Source organism: Glaesserella australis, from assembly GCF_003260095.1.
GTDB classification, from domain to species: domain Bacteria; phylum Pseudomonadota; class Gammaproteobacteria; order Enterobacterales; family Pasteurellaceae; genus Glaesserella; species Glaesserella australis.
This window is the reverse complement of the sequence record NZ_PTPX01000014.1, coordinates 236,766-253,951: the sequence shown is the minus strand read 5'-3', so window position 1 is coordinate 253,951 and position 17,186 is coordinate 236,766. Positions and strand designations below refer to the sequence as shown.

The window sequence follows — 17,186 nt, the reverse complement described above, 5'->3', positions numbered from 1 at the left end:
AAAAATAAACATTAGCAACAATTTTGTCCACATGGCATAGTTTTTGACGGTTCAGCAACAATTTTGTCTACTATGCCTCGTTTTTACCAACTATTTTGACCTATATGCCATTACTATTTAAAAATAATAAACCCAACCCGTTTGTCTACTATGTCATAGAAACCCATTGAATCGCTTTATCTAAATCATCTTTCCAAACTTTCAATTGTTCAATCCAATTTTCAATTTGCTGTTTCCAATGTTCTCCATCGTCTGTTTGGGCTAATTGGGCGACTTGTTGTAAACGAGATAGTCCTACGGATGCTAGTGCGCCTTTAATCTTATGGGCTTCATCTGCAATTAATTTTCGGGTTTGTAGATCTTGAGATATACGCCACTCTTGGTGAAATCTCTCTAAATTTTGCATATATTCAGGCATAAATTTTGCAAATAATTCAAAATTGGCTAAGACAGCATTTTTGCCCATCACATCAATCAGCTCTTTTAAAATTTTTTGATCGAAAGGCTGATTATCTTTTTGCTCTTCAATAACAAGCGGTAAGTTTTCAGGAGAATTTTGCAAAAAGTCATCATCAAAGTGACGATTTAAGCAATCAGATAATGCTTCTAATGATAGAGGTTTGCGTAAGACATCATCCATACCTTGTTGTTGATACTCTAATTTTGTTTGCATGATATTTGCCGTTAAAGCAACAAGTAGAGGTAAGTAATCCACATCACCTTCTTCATAACGCTGACGTAATTTTTGCGCTATTTCTACCCCCGTTGTATCTGGCAACTGGATATCAAGTAAAATCAGGTCGTAACTATTTTTATCAAATAAATCATAGGCTTCTTCACCTGTCATAGCAACATCTACATCACAGCCAAATTTATCCAACATAGCTTTTGCTACTACAATATTAACTTCAATATCTTCTACTAAAAGTACTTTTAATGCATGGGTATTAATCGCCACTTCTTTATGTTGACAAGCTTCATCTGCTTGAATCAGCAAAGTAAAGGTCGAGCCTTGCCCTAGCTCACTTTCAACGGTCAAATCGCCACCCATTAAGCGAGCAATGCGTTTGGAAATAGCCAAGCCAATGCCACTTCCCTGTGCTTTTTTGCCTTGTGAGTTTTCCGATTGATAGAACATCGCAAAAATTTTTCGATGCTCACTTTTCTTAATACCAATGCCGGTATCTTTAAGAATAAAAGCAAAATGATCTTGGTCTCGTCTCTCAACTCGCAGTGAAATTTCTCCGCCAACTGGGGTAAATTTCACGGCATTATTCACTAAATTCCATAAAATTTGGCTCAATCTTGCATTATCAACAAAAATAAAATCAGGCAAATTATCATCATATTGAATAGTAAACTTAATCTTTTTCTGCTCTGCCATTAAATTTGCAAAATGGCTGATATTGCTGATGATTTGAGAAAACTCAATTTCACTACGAAAAAGCTCAATACGACGGCTATCGATTTTTTCTAGATCAATAATATCGCTAAAAATATGTCCTAAAGAGACTGCACTAATATTGATGGTTTTCAGATATTCTCTTTGCTGTTCAGACAATTCACCTTCCAACAAAATACGACTTAATCCGATAATGCCATTTAAGGGCGTACATAACTCGTGGCTGATTGTTGCCATTAAAGTCGACTTATCACGGCTGTTTTTCTCAATCACTTCTTGATAACGTTTGCGCTCGGTAATATCACGCCCAAAGCCCATAATGCAGTGACGACTATTTACACGGTCGTAATAAGGCACTTTGCGGATTTCAAAGCAAGAGAGTTTATTATTAGGGTGGCGAATCCACTGCTCATAAGTGACACCCGTATTACTAATTAACGTGTCTCTATCCGTATCTAAAATCAGTTTTGCCGTTTCTTCGGGGTAAATATCTCTAGGCGTCAAGTGAATCAACTCTTTTTCTGAACGCCCTGTCAAAATTTCCATGGCTCGATTACATCCTAGAAATTCCCCTTTATCATTACGATAAAAAACTAAATCTGGTGATGCGTCAAAGAAAGAACGCAAAAACTCCGCTTGTTGTTCTAACTCTACATTTAAACGAGCATCGTGTTCCCGTAACAGAGAAAGATCATTTAACGATTGTTCAAGACGAATACGAGAGCGCTCTAACTTTTCTACAATCAAGTTAAAGAAATAGATAACAAAAGGCGCTGAAATTAATCCAAAAGCAATGGAACGCAAAATATCCTCTGCATGTACTCTTCCAGTAAAAAGCCAACTTAATAAACTTTGTGTGATAATGGCAAAAATCGCTAATACAAATAGCCCAAATAAAGCTGATTTCCCTTTACCTAGACGAAGTACCCAATTCACATAATTTTGCGCATACTGTTTTGGATTTTTCATTTTCTCTCCATAAAAAATAGCCCTGTTGCCAGAGCTATTTTATCAATTTAACGCCAGTAGAATAAGCAGACAATTGCCACAATAGCTACTGCAACACCTACATAGTTGATTTTATTGATTTTTTCTTTAAATGCGAAAGCACCAATCAATGTACCTAAACAGATGACACCTAAGTTCATTCCCGTAAATACTAAAGTTGGGTCATCTTTCATCACTTGGTGTGCTTTGATATAAAACAGAATGTTCCCAAAATTCAGCGTGCCTAATAACAAGCCAACTAACACACTTGGAACATGCCATTGTGTACGTTTAAGCAGCAAGTAAATAAACATCACACAGCCTGCGAAGATAAAAGAGATCAACAAGGTCAATGGGAAAGCGGAACCTGTTTTTGCCATCTGTTTAAACAGAATATCGATCACGCCAAAACCAACCCAGACAAGCGCAAGACTAATAATCGCTGTTTTGCCGCCTTTAGCACCCATGCCTTCATTGCTTTTCCAAAGCAAACAGCCTAGCGCCGCAAAGGCAAGCAAGAGTGCAAACAATTTATTGGAAGTGACCGCTTCACCAAAAATGGTGAAGGCTGCCAAAATTGGTAAGAACAGGGATAAACGTTGAGCCGCATCCGTACGGATAATACCTGCAAATTCAAGAGCTTTGGCTTGAATTAAGAAGACTGTTGGCAACAAAATCCCTAAAGCGAAAAACAGATAAGATGACGGATTGTTCGCTACAATATCTACCAAGGTTTGCCCTTTGAAATCAGGTTTTAGTAAAAAATAACACAAACTTGTCGCAACAATGTAGTTCACAGCAATGCTTTGAGCAATTGCAATTCCTTTGCTACGAGCAACCTTAATCAGTACCCCAACGGATACGCTACATAAAATAGCTAGAATGAGTTCTAACATTTAGTCTCCTTTTAAAGTATAAAAAACTAGGTTATTTTACAAAATTTTATCGATTCTTTTTAAATAATGGAGATCGGATTTGTAAAATTTCCTAAAAATGCTACCGCTTGTAATCCACCTTTTCAGGCTGTTCCACCAAAATCAAAATCGCCGCATCACCGCCCCATTCTCTCGGGGCTTGATGTAGGGCGATGACTTTTGGGTGTTGCACAAGCCAGCGGGGAATTTGATATTTCAAGGCTCTGGTGCCGTAGCCTGTCATAATGCTGGCACAATAAATACCTTCACGTTCACAAGCTAAAATCAAACTCGCCAGCTCTTTTTTTGCCATTTCTTTCGTTAAGCCGTGCAGATCCAAAAAGAGTTCGGGGTGAAAATCGCCACGTCGGAGCTGTTTTAAAATATAAGGGTCGACATCTTCACGGCGGTAACGAACTTTTTCATTTTCTTCCGTTAAAAGCGGTTCGTATTCGTCAGAAAAATAGAATAAAGTATCCGCTTTCTCTTTTAACTCTCTGATTTCATTTACTTTTTTACGTGGTTCCGTTTTCGGCACAAAGGTATCTTGTTTAATCTTCTTCGTGCCTTTTATCGCCTCTCGAAAAAGAGCTAATTCATCATTATCGATATTCTCTAACATAATCTTTCCTTTTAAATTGACTTTGCCATTCTAACACAAAGGGAAATGTGGTATAAAACGGCAATTTTTCAAAATGTTTCAAAGTGAGTATTAACGATGATGTACGAACATAACCTTGAACTGCTTGATGAAATCGCTTCATCACCTGTGGCGGACGATTTAGCCACGATTTTAGATATGATGCGTTGGGCATACAGCTATTTTAATGCCTCCGATCTCTATTACGGACACGGACACGACAATGCGTGGGACGAAGCTAATCAGTTGGTATTAACCGCCCTTGCCTTGCCCGTTGATGTGCCTGAAAGCCTTTACGCTTCACGTTTAACCCGTGTAGAAAAAGAGCGAATTATCGCAATGGTTGAACAGCGTTTGGGCTTGCGTAAACCTGTTGCTTATTTGACCAATTCGGCTTGGTTTTCTGGCTTAGAATTTTATGTAGACGAACGTGTGATTGTGCCACGCTCCCCGATTGGTGAGCTTATCCAACAAGGCTTTACCGGCATTTTGCGAGCGGAACCTAAACGCATTTTAGATATGTGTACGGGCAGCGGTTGCATTGCCATTGCTTGTGCGGATAAATTCCACAACGCCGAAATTGATGCGGTCGATCTCTCTGTTGATGCGTTAAATGTGGCGGAGATCAATATTGAACGACACAATATGGTTCATCGTGTGTTCCCGTTCCAATCGGATCTATTTAACGATCTCCCGCAAGATCGCTACGACTTGATTGTCACCAATCCGCCTTATGTCGATTTGGAAGATTTGAGCGATATGCCTGAAGAGTTCCACCACGAGCCTGAAATGGCGTTAGGTTCAGGGACAGACGGATTGGACATCACCAAACGGATTTTGGCACAAGCGGCGGATTACTTATCCGATAACGGCGTGTTAGTGTGCGAAGTCGGCAACAGTATGGTGCATCTGATCGAGCAGTTCCCAACAGTACCGTTCCATTGGCTTGAATTTAAACACGGCGGATTAGGCGTGTTTAGTTTGACGAGAGAGCAACTGATTGCAAATAAACATTTATTTGCTTAAAGATAAATTTATCTAATTTATTTCATTAAAAAAATTAAATTTCATTGCCATTTATTCTCTTTTTAGGTATATCTACGCCTAGTGAATTTTTACCAATAAAGAGGACAATCTATGAGCCAAGTTTATGAATCTATGCGCAGTAATATTCATATGTTGGGAGATTTTTTAGGCGAAACAATTCGTGATGCCCAAGGCAATGAAATTTTAGATTTGATTGAAAATATTCGTATTCTTTCACGTGCTTCACGTTCAGGTGATGAAAAAGCACGTGAAGAATTACTTAATATTCTTGCCAACATCTCCACAGAAAATGTGATTCCTGTCGCCCGTGCTTTTAGCCAGTTTCTAAACTTAACTAACATTGCAGAACAATACCATACAATTTCTCGTCATAACAAAGATGTTGCTTTAGGCGAACGTTCAATGGGAGTGCTATTTGCTCGATTAAAAGAGCAAAATGTACCTACCGAAAAAGTGATTGCTACCGTTGAAAAACTATTGATTGATCTTGTGTTAACCGCACACCCGACAGAAGTAACTCGCCGTTCTTTAGTGCATAAACACGTAGAAATCAATCGTTGTTTAAGCCGTTTAGAGCATGACGATTTAACTGATGCAGAAACAACCAAACTTAAACGTCGTTTAATGCAATTAATCGCTCTTGCATGGCATACCAATGAAATTCGTACTCAACGTCCAACTCCTGTTGATGAAGCTAAATGGGGCATGGCGGTGATTGAAAATAGTCTATGGAAAGCCGTGCCTGAATTTTGCCGTCAATTAAACTTCCATTTAGAGAAAAACTTCGGTGTGCAACATCCTGTGGGACTTGCTCCTGTGCATTTTTCTTCTTGGATGGGCGGCGACCGTGATGGCAACCCGTTTGTTACCGCAGAAACCACTCGTAAAGTGTTGCGTATGAACCGCTACAAAGCAGCTGAATTATTCCTTGAAGATATAAAATCTTTGGCTGATGAACTTTCCGTTATTCACGCAACAGGCGCATTCCGTGCAAAATATGGCGATCATTTAGAGCCGTATCGTGTGGTGGTGAAAGAACTACGTGCTAAACTGGTCAAAACTTTAGCTTACTATGATGAACTATTACAAGATAAACCACTCACGATCAGCCGAGATGAAATTTTAACGGATGATGAACAGCTGTGGGAACCGCTTTATGACTGCTACCAATCGCTCCACCAATGCGGTATGCGAATTATCGCTAACGGCGGTTTACTTGATTGCTTACGCCGCATTCGCTGTTTTGGTTTAGGCTTATCTCGTTTAGATATCCGTCAAGAAAGTACACGTCATGAAATGGCGATAGCCGAAATCACTCGCTATATCGGCTTAGGCGACTATTCACAATGGACAGAAGATGATAAACAAGCTTTCCTTGTACGTGAATTAAGCTCTCGCCGCCCGCTTGTACCAACAAACTGGACACCAAGTCCTGAAACCAAAGAGATTTTAGACACCTGTAAAGTGGTTGCTGAACAGCCTGAAGGTGTCATTTCAGCTTATGTGATTTCTATGGCTCGTGAAGCATCTGATGTATTGGCAGTTCACCTATTACTAAAAGAAGCAGGTTGCAAAACTACTATTCGTGTTGCGCCACTCTTTGAAACATTAGACGATTTAGATCACTGTGAAAAAGTGATGACCGAATTATTCAACATTGGCTGGTATCGTGGTGTTATCAATAATCAGCAGATGGTGATGATTGGTTATTCTGACTCTGCCAAAGATGCCGGTATGTTAGCAGCATCTTGGGCGCAATATCGTGCGCAAGAAGCACTGGTTAACCTAGCGGAAAAATATAATATTGAGTTAACCCTCTTCCATGGACGTGGTGGTACTATCGGTCGTGGCGGTGCGCCAGCTCACGCGGCACTACTTTCACAGCCACCACGCTCACTCAAAAACGGTTTACGTGTAACAGAGCAAGGAGAAATGATTCGTTTCAAACTTGGTTTACCTGCTGTTGCCGTATCAAGTTTAGATTTATATGCAAGTGCGATTTTAGAAGCAAACCTTTGTCCACCACCAGAGCCAAAACAGGCTTGGCGAGATATTATGGATAAAGGCTCTCAAATTTCTTGTGAAATCTACCGTGGCATTGTGCGTGGTGAGCCTGATTTCGTTCCTTACTTCCGAGCAGCGACCCCTGAACAAGAGTTATCAAAATTACCGCTCGGCTCACGTCCAGCAAAACGTAATCCAAATGGTGGCGTAGAAAGTTTGCGTGCAATTCCTTGGATCTTTGCTTGGATGCAAAACCGTTTGATGCTCCCAGCATGGCTTGGTGCAGGTCAAGCACTACAACAGTTGATTGAACAAGGCAATGAAGCTCTCTTGAAAGAGATGTGTACAGAATGGCCGTTCTTCTCCACCCGTATTGGAATGTTAGAGATGGTGTTCAGTAAAGCAGACTTATGGCTTGCAGAACATTATGACCAGCGCCTTGTTCCACAAACATTACATCGTTTAGGTCGTGAACTTCGTACGCAATTAGAAGCGGACATCCAAACCGTGCTTTCACTTGCACACGAAGGGCAACTGATGGCAGATTTGCCTTGGGTTGCAGAATCTATCGCGCTACGTAATATCTATACCGACCCGCTTAACTTATTACAGGTGGAGCTGTTGCATCGTTTACGTTCCGCAGGCGATAATCCAAATCCAGCCTTAGAGCAAGCCCTAATGATTACCATCACAGGTATTGCAGCGGGTATGCGCAATACAGGCTAGATATTGCAAATTTATAATCCAATCTGACCGCTTGTTACAACAAGCGGTCTTTTTTCATCCATTTTTTACAAATTTCCCACAATATCCAAGGCATCGCTCAGTTTTTTCACGGTAAAGACTTCCATTCCTTTAATCGCTTTTTTCGGGGCGTTGCCGTAAGGGACAATAGCTCGTTTAAAACCATGTTTTGCCGCTTCGCTAATTCGCTCTTGCCCACTCGGCACAGGGCGAATTTCCCCTGCTAAACCTACTTCGCCAAATACCACCAAATCTTGCGGTAACGGGCGATTGCGGAAACTAGAAATTAACGCTAACAACAGAGCCAAATCCGCACTGGTTTCAGTTACTTTCACGCCGCCTACCACATTGACAAACACATCTTGATCGGACATCTGTAATCCGCCGTGTCGGTGCAATACAGCAAGCAGTAGCGATAAGCGGTTTTGCTCCAAGCCGACTGCCACACGGCGAGGGTTGGCAAGCATTGAGTGATCAACCAACGCTTGAATTTCAACAAGTAAAGGTCGAGTTCCTTCCCACAACACCATTACCGAACTGCCTGAAGTCTGTTCTTCGCTACGGCTTAAAAAAATTGCTGACGGATTTTTTACTTCTCGCAAGCCCTGCTCGGTCATCGCAAAAACCCCTAGCTCATTTACCGCACCAAAACGGTTTTTGTGGCTACGCAAAGTACGAAAACGAGAGTCCGCTTCACCTTCCAGCAACAAAGACGCATCAATGGCGTGCTCCAACACTTTCGGGCCTGCCAACGTGCCGTCTTTAGTCACGTGTCCGACCATAATAATCGCTACTTGGCGAGTTTTAGCATAACGAGTCAAAAACGCCGCACACTCTCGTACCTGTGCCACACTACCGGGCGAAGATTGAATATCTGCAAGGTGCATTACTTGAATAGAGTCAATCACCATTAACTTCGGCTTTTCCTGATCGGCAAGGTTACAAATATGCTCAACGGACGTTTCCGACAGCATTTTGAGATTATCCATTGGCAATCCCAAACGATTCGCTCGCATCGCCACCTGTTGTAACGATTCTTCCCCTGTCACATAAAGGGTTGGCAAACTTTGCGACAACCCACACATCACTTGTAACAACAAGGTACTTTTCCCTGCCCCTGGGTGTCCGCCGATCAAAATCGCACTGCCTGGTACAATACCGCCACCTAACACCCGATCCAACTCATAAAAACCGCTACTAAAACGTGGTACTTCCTGTAAATCAATTTCCGATAAACGCTGAATTTTTCCCGTTGTTTCCCCAGCATAGCCACTCAAGCGGTCGCTTTTACTACTCTCTTTTGCAGAAATCAGACGGACTTCGCTAATGGTATTCCATGCCATACACGCCTTACACTGCCCCATCCAACGAGCATATTCCGCCCCACAATCATTACATACATAAGCCGTTTTTGGTGCTTTTGCCATTTTATTCTCTCTTTACCATCAAATTTTGGTTATTTTAGCAAAAATACTGTGTAAATGAACAGGAAGAAAATGTGATTTTTTCGATCTACGTCGAAAAAATAAATTTTGCTCATCGCTTTTCTTGCCAGAAATGGCAAATTTGCTAGGCGTATTTTGATACGCATCGTTTATTTATCAACTGTTTAAGGACAATTTATGAAAAATTCTAGAGCAATCCGACCGCTTGCAAAAGCATTTACCTTGATTGAGCTGATGATTGTGATCGCTATTATTGCAATTTTAGCCACTATCGCCATTCCGTCTTATACCAGCTACACACAAAAAGCTGCCCTATCGGAATTATTGAGAGCGTCTGCATCTTATAAATCCGATGTGGAACTCTGTATTTATAACACGGGAGCATTAACAAACTGTACTGGTGGTTCAAACGGCATTCAAGCGAACAAAACTGATAGTACGGATACCAAATACCTGAAATCCGTTTCGGTATCCGCAGGTGTTATTACTGTCACAGGTAAAGGAAACATTGACGGCTACGGTTACACAATGACACCGAAATTTGCCAATAACAACATTACTTGGGCAACTAGCTGTCAAGGCTCTGATACAAGTTTGTTCCCTGCGAATTTCTGCGGACAGTAATCGGGTGGGTTTAATCCATCATTAATTTCGGGCGGACACATCGGTCCGCCCCTACATTGTATCTTAAAGGATCTTCTATGCCCCAATACGCCGTATGCGAACTTCAAACTGAACGCATTTTTGAAATCACCGATCACCTTTGGCAGAAAAACTGCGATGAAAAACAGCTGTTACTCCGCTATCTTGCCGTACCTGTACAAGAAACGGAGCAGAAACTATGGCTGGCTGTCGATGATGAGAACAATCTCACCGCTTGCGAAATCTTCGCCTTTATGACCCACAAGCAAATCGAACCTGTGGTCGTGGCATCGGACGAACTCAAATATCTGCTCAACGCCCTATCGCCCGAACAGCAACATTTCTATGAAGAAAGCGAACTGCACAGCGTTGAGCAAGACAATGATCAGCTCAATCTCAACGACCCAATTATTCAGCTGTTGGATAACCTGTTCAAATTCTGTTTAGCCAAAAATGCGTCTGACATTCACATCGAGCCACGCAAGCAGAAATTGATTATTCGCCTGCGGATTGATGGCGTGTTGCACCTGTACAAAAGCCTATCCAACCAACTGGCGAGCCGTCTGATTTCTCGTATCAAACTGTTGGCGAAACTGGATATTAGCGAACTTCGCCAGCCACAAGACGGGCAATTTAGCTTTACCACCGCCCTTGCCGAAACCTTAGATTTCCGTGTCTCAACCTTGCCGACCCTGTACGGCGAAAAGCTGGTACTACGCTTGCAGAAAAATAAACCGACTAGCTTCGACTTTTTGCAACTTGGCTTTACCCCACCGCAACAGGAAACCTTGCTCAAGGCACTCAAACAGCCACAGGGGTTGATTTTGGTAACAGGTCCAACGGGCAGCGGCAAAAGTATTACGCTCTACAGTGCCTTGAGCTATCTCAATCAGCTAGATAAACATATTCTTACGGCGGAAGATCCTGTTGAAATCGAGATTGACGGTTTGATCCAAACGCAAGTTAATAGGTCGATTAACCTTGATTTCAGCCAACTGTTGCGAACCTTTTTGCGACAAGATCCCGACATCATTATGTTAGGCGAAATTCGTGATGAAGAGAGTGCCAAAATGGCGTTACGAGCAAGCCAAACGGGGCATTTGGTGCTTTCCACCTTGCACACCAATGATGCCCCGTCTGCTATCGAACGCCTGTTGCAACTGGGTATTCAAGAGTATGAAATTCAAAATTCGCTGCTATTAGTGATAGCACAACGCTTGGTACGCAAGCTCTGCACCAAATGTTCAGGAGCAGGGTGCGATGATTGTTATCAAGGCTACAAAGGGAGGATTGGCGTTTATCAATGTTTAAGCCGATCTGCAAAAAAATTTGAGATAGCGACCGCTTGTTTGGACTTTTCAAGCCTACGAGAAAGTGCAAAACAGAAAGTAAATCAACAACTTACTACAAATGTAGAAGTCGATAGGGTGTTAGGCTATGAATAACATTTACCTATTTCAATGGAAAGGGCGTAACCGCTTGGGGCAAAAACAGACGGGGCAACGTATCGCCACCAGCCGAGCGGTACTTGAACAACAGCTACAACAAAAAGGCTATCGACAGCTACGCATTAGCCGTCAATTTGTGCTGTCAACCGCCCCGAAAAAAGAAGAAATTAATCGATATATTCAACAACTTGCGATGTTGGTACAAGCCAGTATCCCCCTAAAACAGTGCCTATCAATGTTGCTTGAAAGTTGCCAAAATCTCTCTTTTTACCGTTGGCAACAGGAAACGATCCGCTTGCTTGAAGCCGGTTTTGCTTTTTCTTCTGCTTTGGAAAAACAGGGCAAGTATTTAAATGCTCAAGAGATCCAATTAATAAAAATGGCAGAAACAAGCGGTAATTTAGGTATTATTTTATCCAACATTGCACAAACAAGGGAAAAATCAGAAAAACTTACTAAAAAAGTGAAAAAAATTCTGTTTTATCCATTATTTATTTTAACCATTTCCATTACGCTTTCTATTTTATTATTAATTTTTATTGTGCCACAATTTGCAGAACTGTATGGCTCAAAAGGAAAATCACTCCCATTGATTACTAATGTATTGTTTATATTATCTAATTTCCTTCAACAAAACATTATTCATTTAATATTATTTATCATAATTTCATTATTGATAATTTCGTTTTTAAATAAAAAGACGACCATTATTAAAAAAGTAAAATTGCTTATTTTAAGCCAACTCCCGATATTTAAAGGGATTATTCAAGATTCACGAATTATCTTTTTCTGCCAAAATAGCAGTTTAATGTTAGCATCCCACATTCGCTTAGATAGCGTACTACACTCTTTTTTAGCTAATAAAAGCGATGATATTTTATTGCAACATTCCCTTGCCAGCACATTAACTTTTTTAAAACAAGGCTACCGTTTAGCCGACAGTTTAGATCCGAAACTCTTTTCAAATGATGTGTTACAGATGATCGCTATCGGTGAGCAGAGTGGCAAACTTTCGGTGATGCTAAAACAGATCAGCGATATTTATCAACAGCGGTTAGATTATCAGATTGATTTACTCTCACAATTGTTAGAACCAATGTTAATGTTATTAATGGGCATTATTGTCGGCACCATTTTAGTCGGCTTATATTTACCAATCTTTGATATGGGAGCAATGATTGAATGATCTTATTTCTTTTTTCATTATGTTTGGTATATTGGTTTAAATTAGAAATTGCTCAATTTCCAACTAAAATAAATCAACAACTTTATCAAGATTATGCGTCAATGATTTCACCCAATTTACCTAATTTAAGTTTGGCGGAATTTTTAGCTCAATCTCAATTACAGGCAAAATCATCTTATTTGATAAATCTATTTTTTATTTTATTGCCATTAATCACTTTTTGGCAACATCATTTATCATTGCCAATCATATTTATCCTATTTATTTTAAGCTATTTATCATTGCTAGATTATTTCTATTATTTAACCGATGTTCAATATGTCGCCATTGTTTTTATTTTATCCCTGTGGCAACTACTTTTTTATGATAACGTTTTTTTATATGAACGACTTTTTTCACTTTTTATCACTACACTCTTTTTTCTGTTATTTCATTTAATTAGCCAATTTATTTTAAAACGAGAAGGATTAGGCATCGGCGATATGTTACTTTTTATTGCCATTTCTCCACTATTTTCCTTAGAAAAAATGATCGAACTACTGCTTTTTGCTTGCGTATTTGGTCTGTTATTTGCGTTGGGTTACTTTTTATGGACAAAAAGAAAAATAGCAAGATTGCCATTTGTGCCATTTATTAGCCTTTCGACTTTAATTGGAATTGTTGGTAAAATCTGACGATATTCATCACCTGAGATTTTATTATGACTTACACCGTAGCGCTAACAGGCGGTATTGGCAGTGGTAAATCGACGATTGCCAATCTTTTTGAAATGTTAGATGTACCCATTATTGACGCTGATGTGGTTGCTCGCCAAGTGGTTGAGAAAGGTTCGCCACTGTTGGCTCAAATTGTAGCGCGTTTTGGTGATCAGATTTTACTTGCAAATGGTGAGCTAGATCGTACCGCTTTGCGTCAGATTGTGTTTCAATCGGAAAGTGAAAAGCAGTGGTTAAATCAACTGCTTCACCCCGCTATTCGTGCTGAAATGTTAAGACAACTGAAAGAAAGTAATGCCCCTTATGTACTTTGGGTTGTACCACTGTTGATTGAAAATCAGCTGACGGAATATTGTGATCGGGTTTTAGTGATTGATGTATTGCCTGAAATTCAGCTTGAACGGGCAACTAAGCGGGACCAAAGCAACGTTGAAACCATTAAAAATATAATGGCTTCACAAGTCTCTCGTCAAACACGATTAAGTTATGCCGATGATGTCATTGAAAATAATCTTTCTCTCGATGAAAATGCGATAAATCTTGCTCATCAAGTCGCTAAACTACATCATCGTTATTTAGCATTAGCAAAACATAAGGAACGAAAAGAATGACTGTTGTAAATTGTCCTACTTGTGAAAAAGAAGTTGTTTGGTCTTCTGAAAGTAAATATCGTCCATTCTGCAGCGAACGTTGTCAGCTCATTGATTTAGGCGAATGGGCAAACGAAGAAAAGCGGATTGCGGGAAACCAGACAGATAACGATGTGATGTCATCGAATTTGGTGTGATAACAAGCGGTGAGATCTTGCAAATCTTTCACAAGATCCCACCGCTTGCTGTTAACGAATAATGCCTCGAGTTGAGCGTTTGAAGAAATCTAAGAACAAGCTCACTGCCGCTTCTGTTTTGGCATATTGCTCGATCTCTGGCATCGCTTCTTCAAGGGTTTTACCACTGCGGTAAATGAGTTTATACACATTACGGATCGCATGCATCGTCGCTTTTTCAAAGCCACGACGTTTTAATCCTTCAAGATTTACCCCAAATGGTTGAGCATGGTTACCTTGAGCCATTACATACGGAGGCACATCTTGGCTAACCATTGAACCACCACCAAGCATTACGTGAGAACCAATCACGACAAATTGATGAATAGCAGACATTCCGCCTACAATCACAAAGTCGTCAAGGGTAACATGCCCTGCAAGGGTACCGTTATTTGCAATGATACAACGGTTGCCGATGGTACAATCATGGGCAATGTGACAGTTGATCATAAATAGATTGTCGTTGCCCACACGAGTAATGCCTCCGCCTTGCACTGTACCACGATGAATAGTCACACTTTCACGAATGCGGTTACGATGTCCAATGATGGTTTTGGTTGGTTCGCCTTGATATTTTAAATCTTGGTTAATCTCGCCAATACTCGCAAATTGGAAAATGTGGTTATCTTCACCAATTTCTGTGTTACCTTGAATAACGACGTGAGAATGAATTTTTGTACCTTTTCCAATTTTGACATCTTTTCCAATCACACAAAAAGCACCAACTTCTACATTAGCACCAATCATTGCACCTTCTTCAATCAGTGCTGTAGGGTGAATCTTTGCTGAAGAATCAATAAGTTGCATAATTATTTTCTCTAATTAGAGTGAATGTTATTTACGAGCACACATTAGGTCTGCTTCACAAACGACTTTTCCATCTACATAAGCTTTGCCTGTAAATGCCGTAATACCACGTTTTTCTTTCACAAAAGTGACTTCAATGATCATTTGATCGCCTGGTACAACAGGGCGTTTGAAACGTGCATTATCAACAGCTGCAAAATAGTAAAGTTCGTTATCTTTTAATTTACCATAGCTTTTAATTGCTAATACACCTGTAGCCTGTGCCATTGCTTCTAAAATTAAAACACCAGGGAAAATAGGCTGATTAGGAAAATGTCCAGTAAAACAAGGTTCATTGACACTGATATTTTTAACTGCACGTAACCATTTCCCTTCTTCAAAATCAACGACTCTATCTACAAGTAAAAATGGGTAACGATGTGGTAACATCTCCATGATTTCCGTTACTTCAATAATTCTTGCTTCTCTATTTTCTGTTTGAACTTCGATTGTCACGTTTAAACCTCTTTAAAATATTTTATTCACTTAAATGCTTTTCTAGTGCTTTTAACCGCTTATTCATCTCATCAATATTCATTACGAGAGCAGCTGTTTTACGCCACTCTTTATTAGTTTGTAATGGAATACCAGATGAATAAATACCTTTTTCTGTAATAGGGCGCATTACCATACCCATTCCTGTAATAATCGCACCATCACAAATTTCCATGTGTCCATTGATAACACTTGCACCTCCGATTTGGCAGAAGCGTCCAACTTTTAGGCTGCCCGCCATAATCACACCACCAGCTACCGCTGTACCATAGCCGATATGAACGTTGTGGGCAATTTGACAAAGGTTATCAATAATCACATTATCTTCAATTACCGTTGGATCTAATGCTCCACGGTCGATACAGGTACAAGCGCCAATTTCGACACGATTACCAATAATCACACCACCTGTTTGTGGGATTTTGATCCACTGTCCTTTATCGTTCGCATAGCCAAAACCGTCGCTACCAATGACCGCAGAAGATTGAATTAAGCAATCTGAGCCAATTTGAACATTGTGATAGACTGAGACATTTGCCCATAGCTTTGTTCTCGCCCCAATTTTGCTATTTTTACCAACAAAACAGCCAGCACCAATGATCGCATCATCGCCAATTTCTGCGCCACTTTCGATCACTGCATTTGCCCCAACAGAGACATTATTGCCTAATTTGGCATCCGGTGAAATCACCGCACTGTCTGCAATATCTTGAGCAGGTTTTGGTGTTGTGTCCATATATTGTGCAAGAATTGCATAGGCAAGATAAGGATTTGCAACAATAATCAGGTTTTGTTCTTCAGCACAAAATTCAACGTCTGCCTCTGTGACAATAATAGCACCCGCTTGACTTTGAGTAAGCTGTGGGCGGTATTTTGCATTTGAGATAAAAGTAATCTGATTTGCTGTTGCTTTATCTAAAGGAGCAATGCTTAAAATAGCTAAATCGGCGTTACCCTTTAGGGTACCGCCGATCTGCTCCGCTAAGTCAATTAAACGGAATCCAGCCATTATTTTTTCGCTTCTTCTGGTTTAGATTCTTCAGCTTTTGTTTCTGTTGCTGAATTTACTTTTGGAGCATCTGCTTTTGGAGCTTCAGGCATTTTACCACCTGTTGCAATCAAAATTTCTTCCGTAATATCTGCACTTTCATCTTTGGCATAAAGCGCAACTGACGGTGGAAGAACAAGAGTATAGCCTTTAGCTTCTGCAACCTGCTTAATTTTCGCATTAATATCTTCAATGACTTTTTGCTGAACTTGTTCTGGAGTCATTGCACCTGATTCTTTTTGCGCTTTAGCAATTTCTTCTTGGAAAGCTGCTACTTTCTTTTGAAACTCATCTGCACGCTTTTGGAATTCTTCAGCTTTTTTACCAAAATCTGCTTCACGCTTTTGTAACGCTGCAACTTTATTTTGGAATGGTTTTGCTTCAGCATTAATCTTATCTTGACGAGCCTGAATCTCTTTTGCTCTTAATCTTGGTGCATCTTTTTCCAATTGAGCAATTTTTTTCTTCATAGAAGCTTCTAATGCAGCTTGCTCTTTTTGTAATGCTTGAGCATCACTTTCAATCTTTTTACGAGTTGCCATTAACTCTTTTTCATCTTCTGACAGTTTTTTATTTTCTTCTGCCAATTTCTTTTCTTGTGGAGCAAATTTATCTTCACTTTCTTTCATAAATTTAGTGAATTTTTCACTTGCTTCAATCGTTAATGGGTGATTTTGCATTAAAAAATTAGCATCTGCAAAACCGATCTTATCATTTGCATTTACTAAGTTGCTACTAAAAGCTAATGTTGCTGCAATAGCTGTGATTTTAAATACATTTTTCATTTAATATCCTT

16 protein-coding genes are annotated in these 17,186 nt (G+C 40.1%); 8 read left to right on the top strand and 8 right to left on the bottom strand.

The window, feature by feature from the left end; all coding sequences use genetic code 11:
- Positions 1 to 148: 148 nt before the first annotated feature.
- From C5N92_RS08065 to smrB, 3 genes are all read right to left on the bottom strand, one after another.
- The gene (locus C5N92_RS08065; RefSeq protein WP_111750332.1) at positions 149 to 2,371 is read right to left on the bottom strand and encodes an ATP-binding protein; all 2,223 of its coding nucleotides are present in this window, start codon (positions 2,369 to 2,371) and stop codon (positions 149 to 151) included.
- 47 nt (positions 2,372 to 2,418) lie between these two features.
- Positions 2,419 to 3,285 carry an EamA/RhaT family transporter gene (locus tag C5N92_RS08060; protein WP_111750331.1) on the bottom strand — a complete coding sequence of 289 codons (867 nt, stop codon included), beginning with the start codon at positions 3,283 to 3,285 and terminating at the stop codon, positions 2,419 to 2,421.
- Between the two features lie 100 nt (positions 3,286 to 3,385).
- The gene (gene smrB, locus C5N92_RS08055; RefSeq protein WP_111750330.1) at positions 3,386 to 3,925 is read right to left on the bottom strand and encodes an endonuclease SmrB; all 540 of its coding nucleotides are present in this window, start codon (positions 3,923 to 3,925) and stop codon (positions 3,386 to 3,388) included.
- A 99-nt stretch (positions 3,926 to 4,024) separates the two neighbouring features.
- On the opposite strand from smrB, the gene prmB reads away from it, so the two are divergent.
- On the top strand, positions 4,025 to 4,969 hold the full coding sequence (prmB, locus tag C5N92_RS08050) for a 50S ribosomal protein L3 N(5)-glutamine methyltransferase (protein WP_111750339.1): 945 nt from the start codon (positions 4,025 to 4,027) through the stop codon (positions 4,967 to 4,969).
- A 111-nt stretch (positions 4,970 to 5,080) separates the two neighbouring features.
- Positions 5,081 to 7,720, top strand: a complete 2,640-nt coding sequence (ppc, locus tag C5N92_RS08045) for a phosphoenolpyruvate carboxylase (RefSeq protein ID WP_111750329.1) — start codon at positions 5,081 to 5,083, stop codon at positions 7,718 to 7,720.
- Positions 7,721 to 7,785: 65 nt separating this feature from the next.
- On the opposite strand, the gene radA is transcribed toward ppc, so the two are convergent.
- On the bottom strand, positions 7,786 to 9,165 hold the full coding sequence (gene radA / locus C5N92_RS08040) for a DNA repair protein RadA (protein WP_111750328.1): 1,380 nt from the start codon (positions 9,163 to 9,165) through the stop codon (positions 7,786 to 7,788).
- 195 nt (positions 9,166 to 9,360) lie between these two features.
- Between radA and C5N92_RS08035 the strand changes: the two genes are divergently transcribed.
- The 6 genes from C5N92_RS08035 (at position 9,361) to yacG (ending at position 13,962) form a co-directional block, all read left to right on the top strand.
- Positions 9,361 to 9,807 carry a prepilin-type N-terminal cleavage/methylation domain-containing protein gene (locus C5N92_RS08035; protein ID WP_111750327.1) on the top strand — a complete coding sequence of 149 codons (447 nt, stop codon included), beginning with the start codon at positions 9,361 to 9,363 and terminating at the stop codon, positions 9,805 to 9,807.
- Positions 9,808 to 9,884: 77 nt separating this feature from the next.
- A complete protein-coding gene (locus tag C5N92_RS08030; RefSeq protein WP_111750326.1) occupies positions 9,885 to 11,270 on the top strand; it encodes a GspE/PulE family protein in 1,386 nt (461 codons plus the stop codon).
- On the top strand, positions 11,263 to 12,459 hold the full coding sequence (locus C5N92_RS08025) for a type II secretion system F family protein (RefSeq protein WP_111750325.1): 1,197 nt from the start codon (positions 11,263 to 11,265) through the stop codon (positions 12,457 to 12,459). The genes C5N92_RS08030 and C5N92_RS08025 overlap by 8 nt, the downstream gene beginning before the upstream one ends.
- Positions 12,456 to 13,133, top strand: a complete 678-nt coding sequence (locus tag C5N92_RS08020) for a prepilin peptidase (RefSeq protein WP_111750324.1) — start codon at positions 12,456 to 12,458, stop codon at positions 13,131 to 13,133. Before C5N92_RS08025 ends, C5N92_RS08020 begins: the two co-directional genes overlap by 4 nt.
- 26 nt (positions 13,134 to 13,159) lie before the next feature.
- On the top strand, positions 13,160 to 13,786 hold the full coding sequence (gene coaE, locus C5N92_RS08015) for a dephospho-CoA kinase (protein ID WP_111750323.1): 627 nt from the start codon (positions 13,160 to 13,162) through the stop codon (positions 13,784 to 13,786).
- A complete protein-coding gene (gene yacG, locus C5N92_RS08010) occupies positions 13,783 to 13,962 on the top strand; it encodes a DNA gyrase inhibitor YacG (RefSeq protein WP_111750322.1) in 180 nt (59 codons plus the stop codon). Before coaE ends, yacG begins: the two co-directional genes overlap by 4 nt.
- 51 nt (positions 13,963 to 14,013) lie before the next feature.
- Here yacG and lpxA read toward each other — a convergent pair whose 3' ends face one another.
- The 4 genes from lpxA to C5N92_RS07990 are packed head-to-tail and all read right to left on the bottom strand — an operon-like array spanning position 14,014 to position 17,175.
- Positions 14,014 to 14,808, bottom strand: a complete 795-nt coding sequence (gene lpxA, locus C5N92_RS08005; protein ID WP_111750321.1) for an acyl-ACP--UDP-N-acetylglucosamine O-acyltransferase — start codon at positions 14,806 to 14,808, stop codon at positions 14,014 to 14,016.
- A gap of 27 nt (positions 14,809 to 14,835) precedes the next feature.
- The gene (gene fabZ / locus C5N92_RS08000) at positions 14,836 to 15,303 is read right to left on the bottom strand and encodes a 3-hydroxyacyl-ACP dehydratase FabZ (RefSeq protein WP_111750320.1); all 468 of its coding nucleotides are present in this window, start codon (positions 15,301 to 15,303) and stop codon (positions 14,836 to 14,838) included.
- A gap of 22 nt (positions 15,304 to 15,325) precedes the next feature.
- Complete coding sequence (gene lpxD, locus C5N92_RS07995; protein WP_111750319.1) at positions 15,326 to 16,351, bottom strand: UDP-3-O-(3-hydroxymyristoyl)glucosamine N-acyltransferase; 1,026 nt, start codon at positions 16,349 to 16,351, stop codon at positions 15,326 to 15,328.
- Positions 16,351 to 17,175, bottom strand: coding sequence for an OmpH/Skp family outer membrane protein (locus C5N92_RS07990; protein ID WP_111750318.1), 825 nt, complete (start codon positions 17,173 to 17,175; stop codon positions 16,351 to 16,353). The genes lpxD and C5N92_RS07990 overlap by 1 nt, the downstream gene beginning before the upstream one ends.
- Between the last annotated feature and the right edge of the window lie 11 nt (positions 17,176 to 17,186).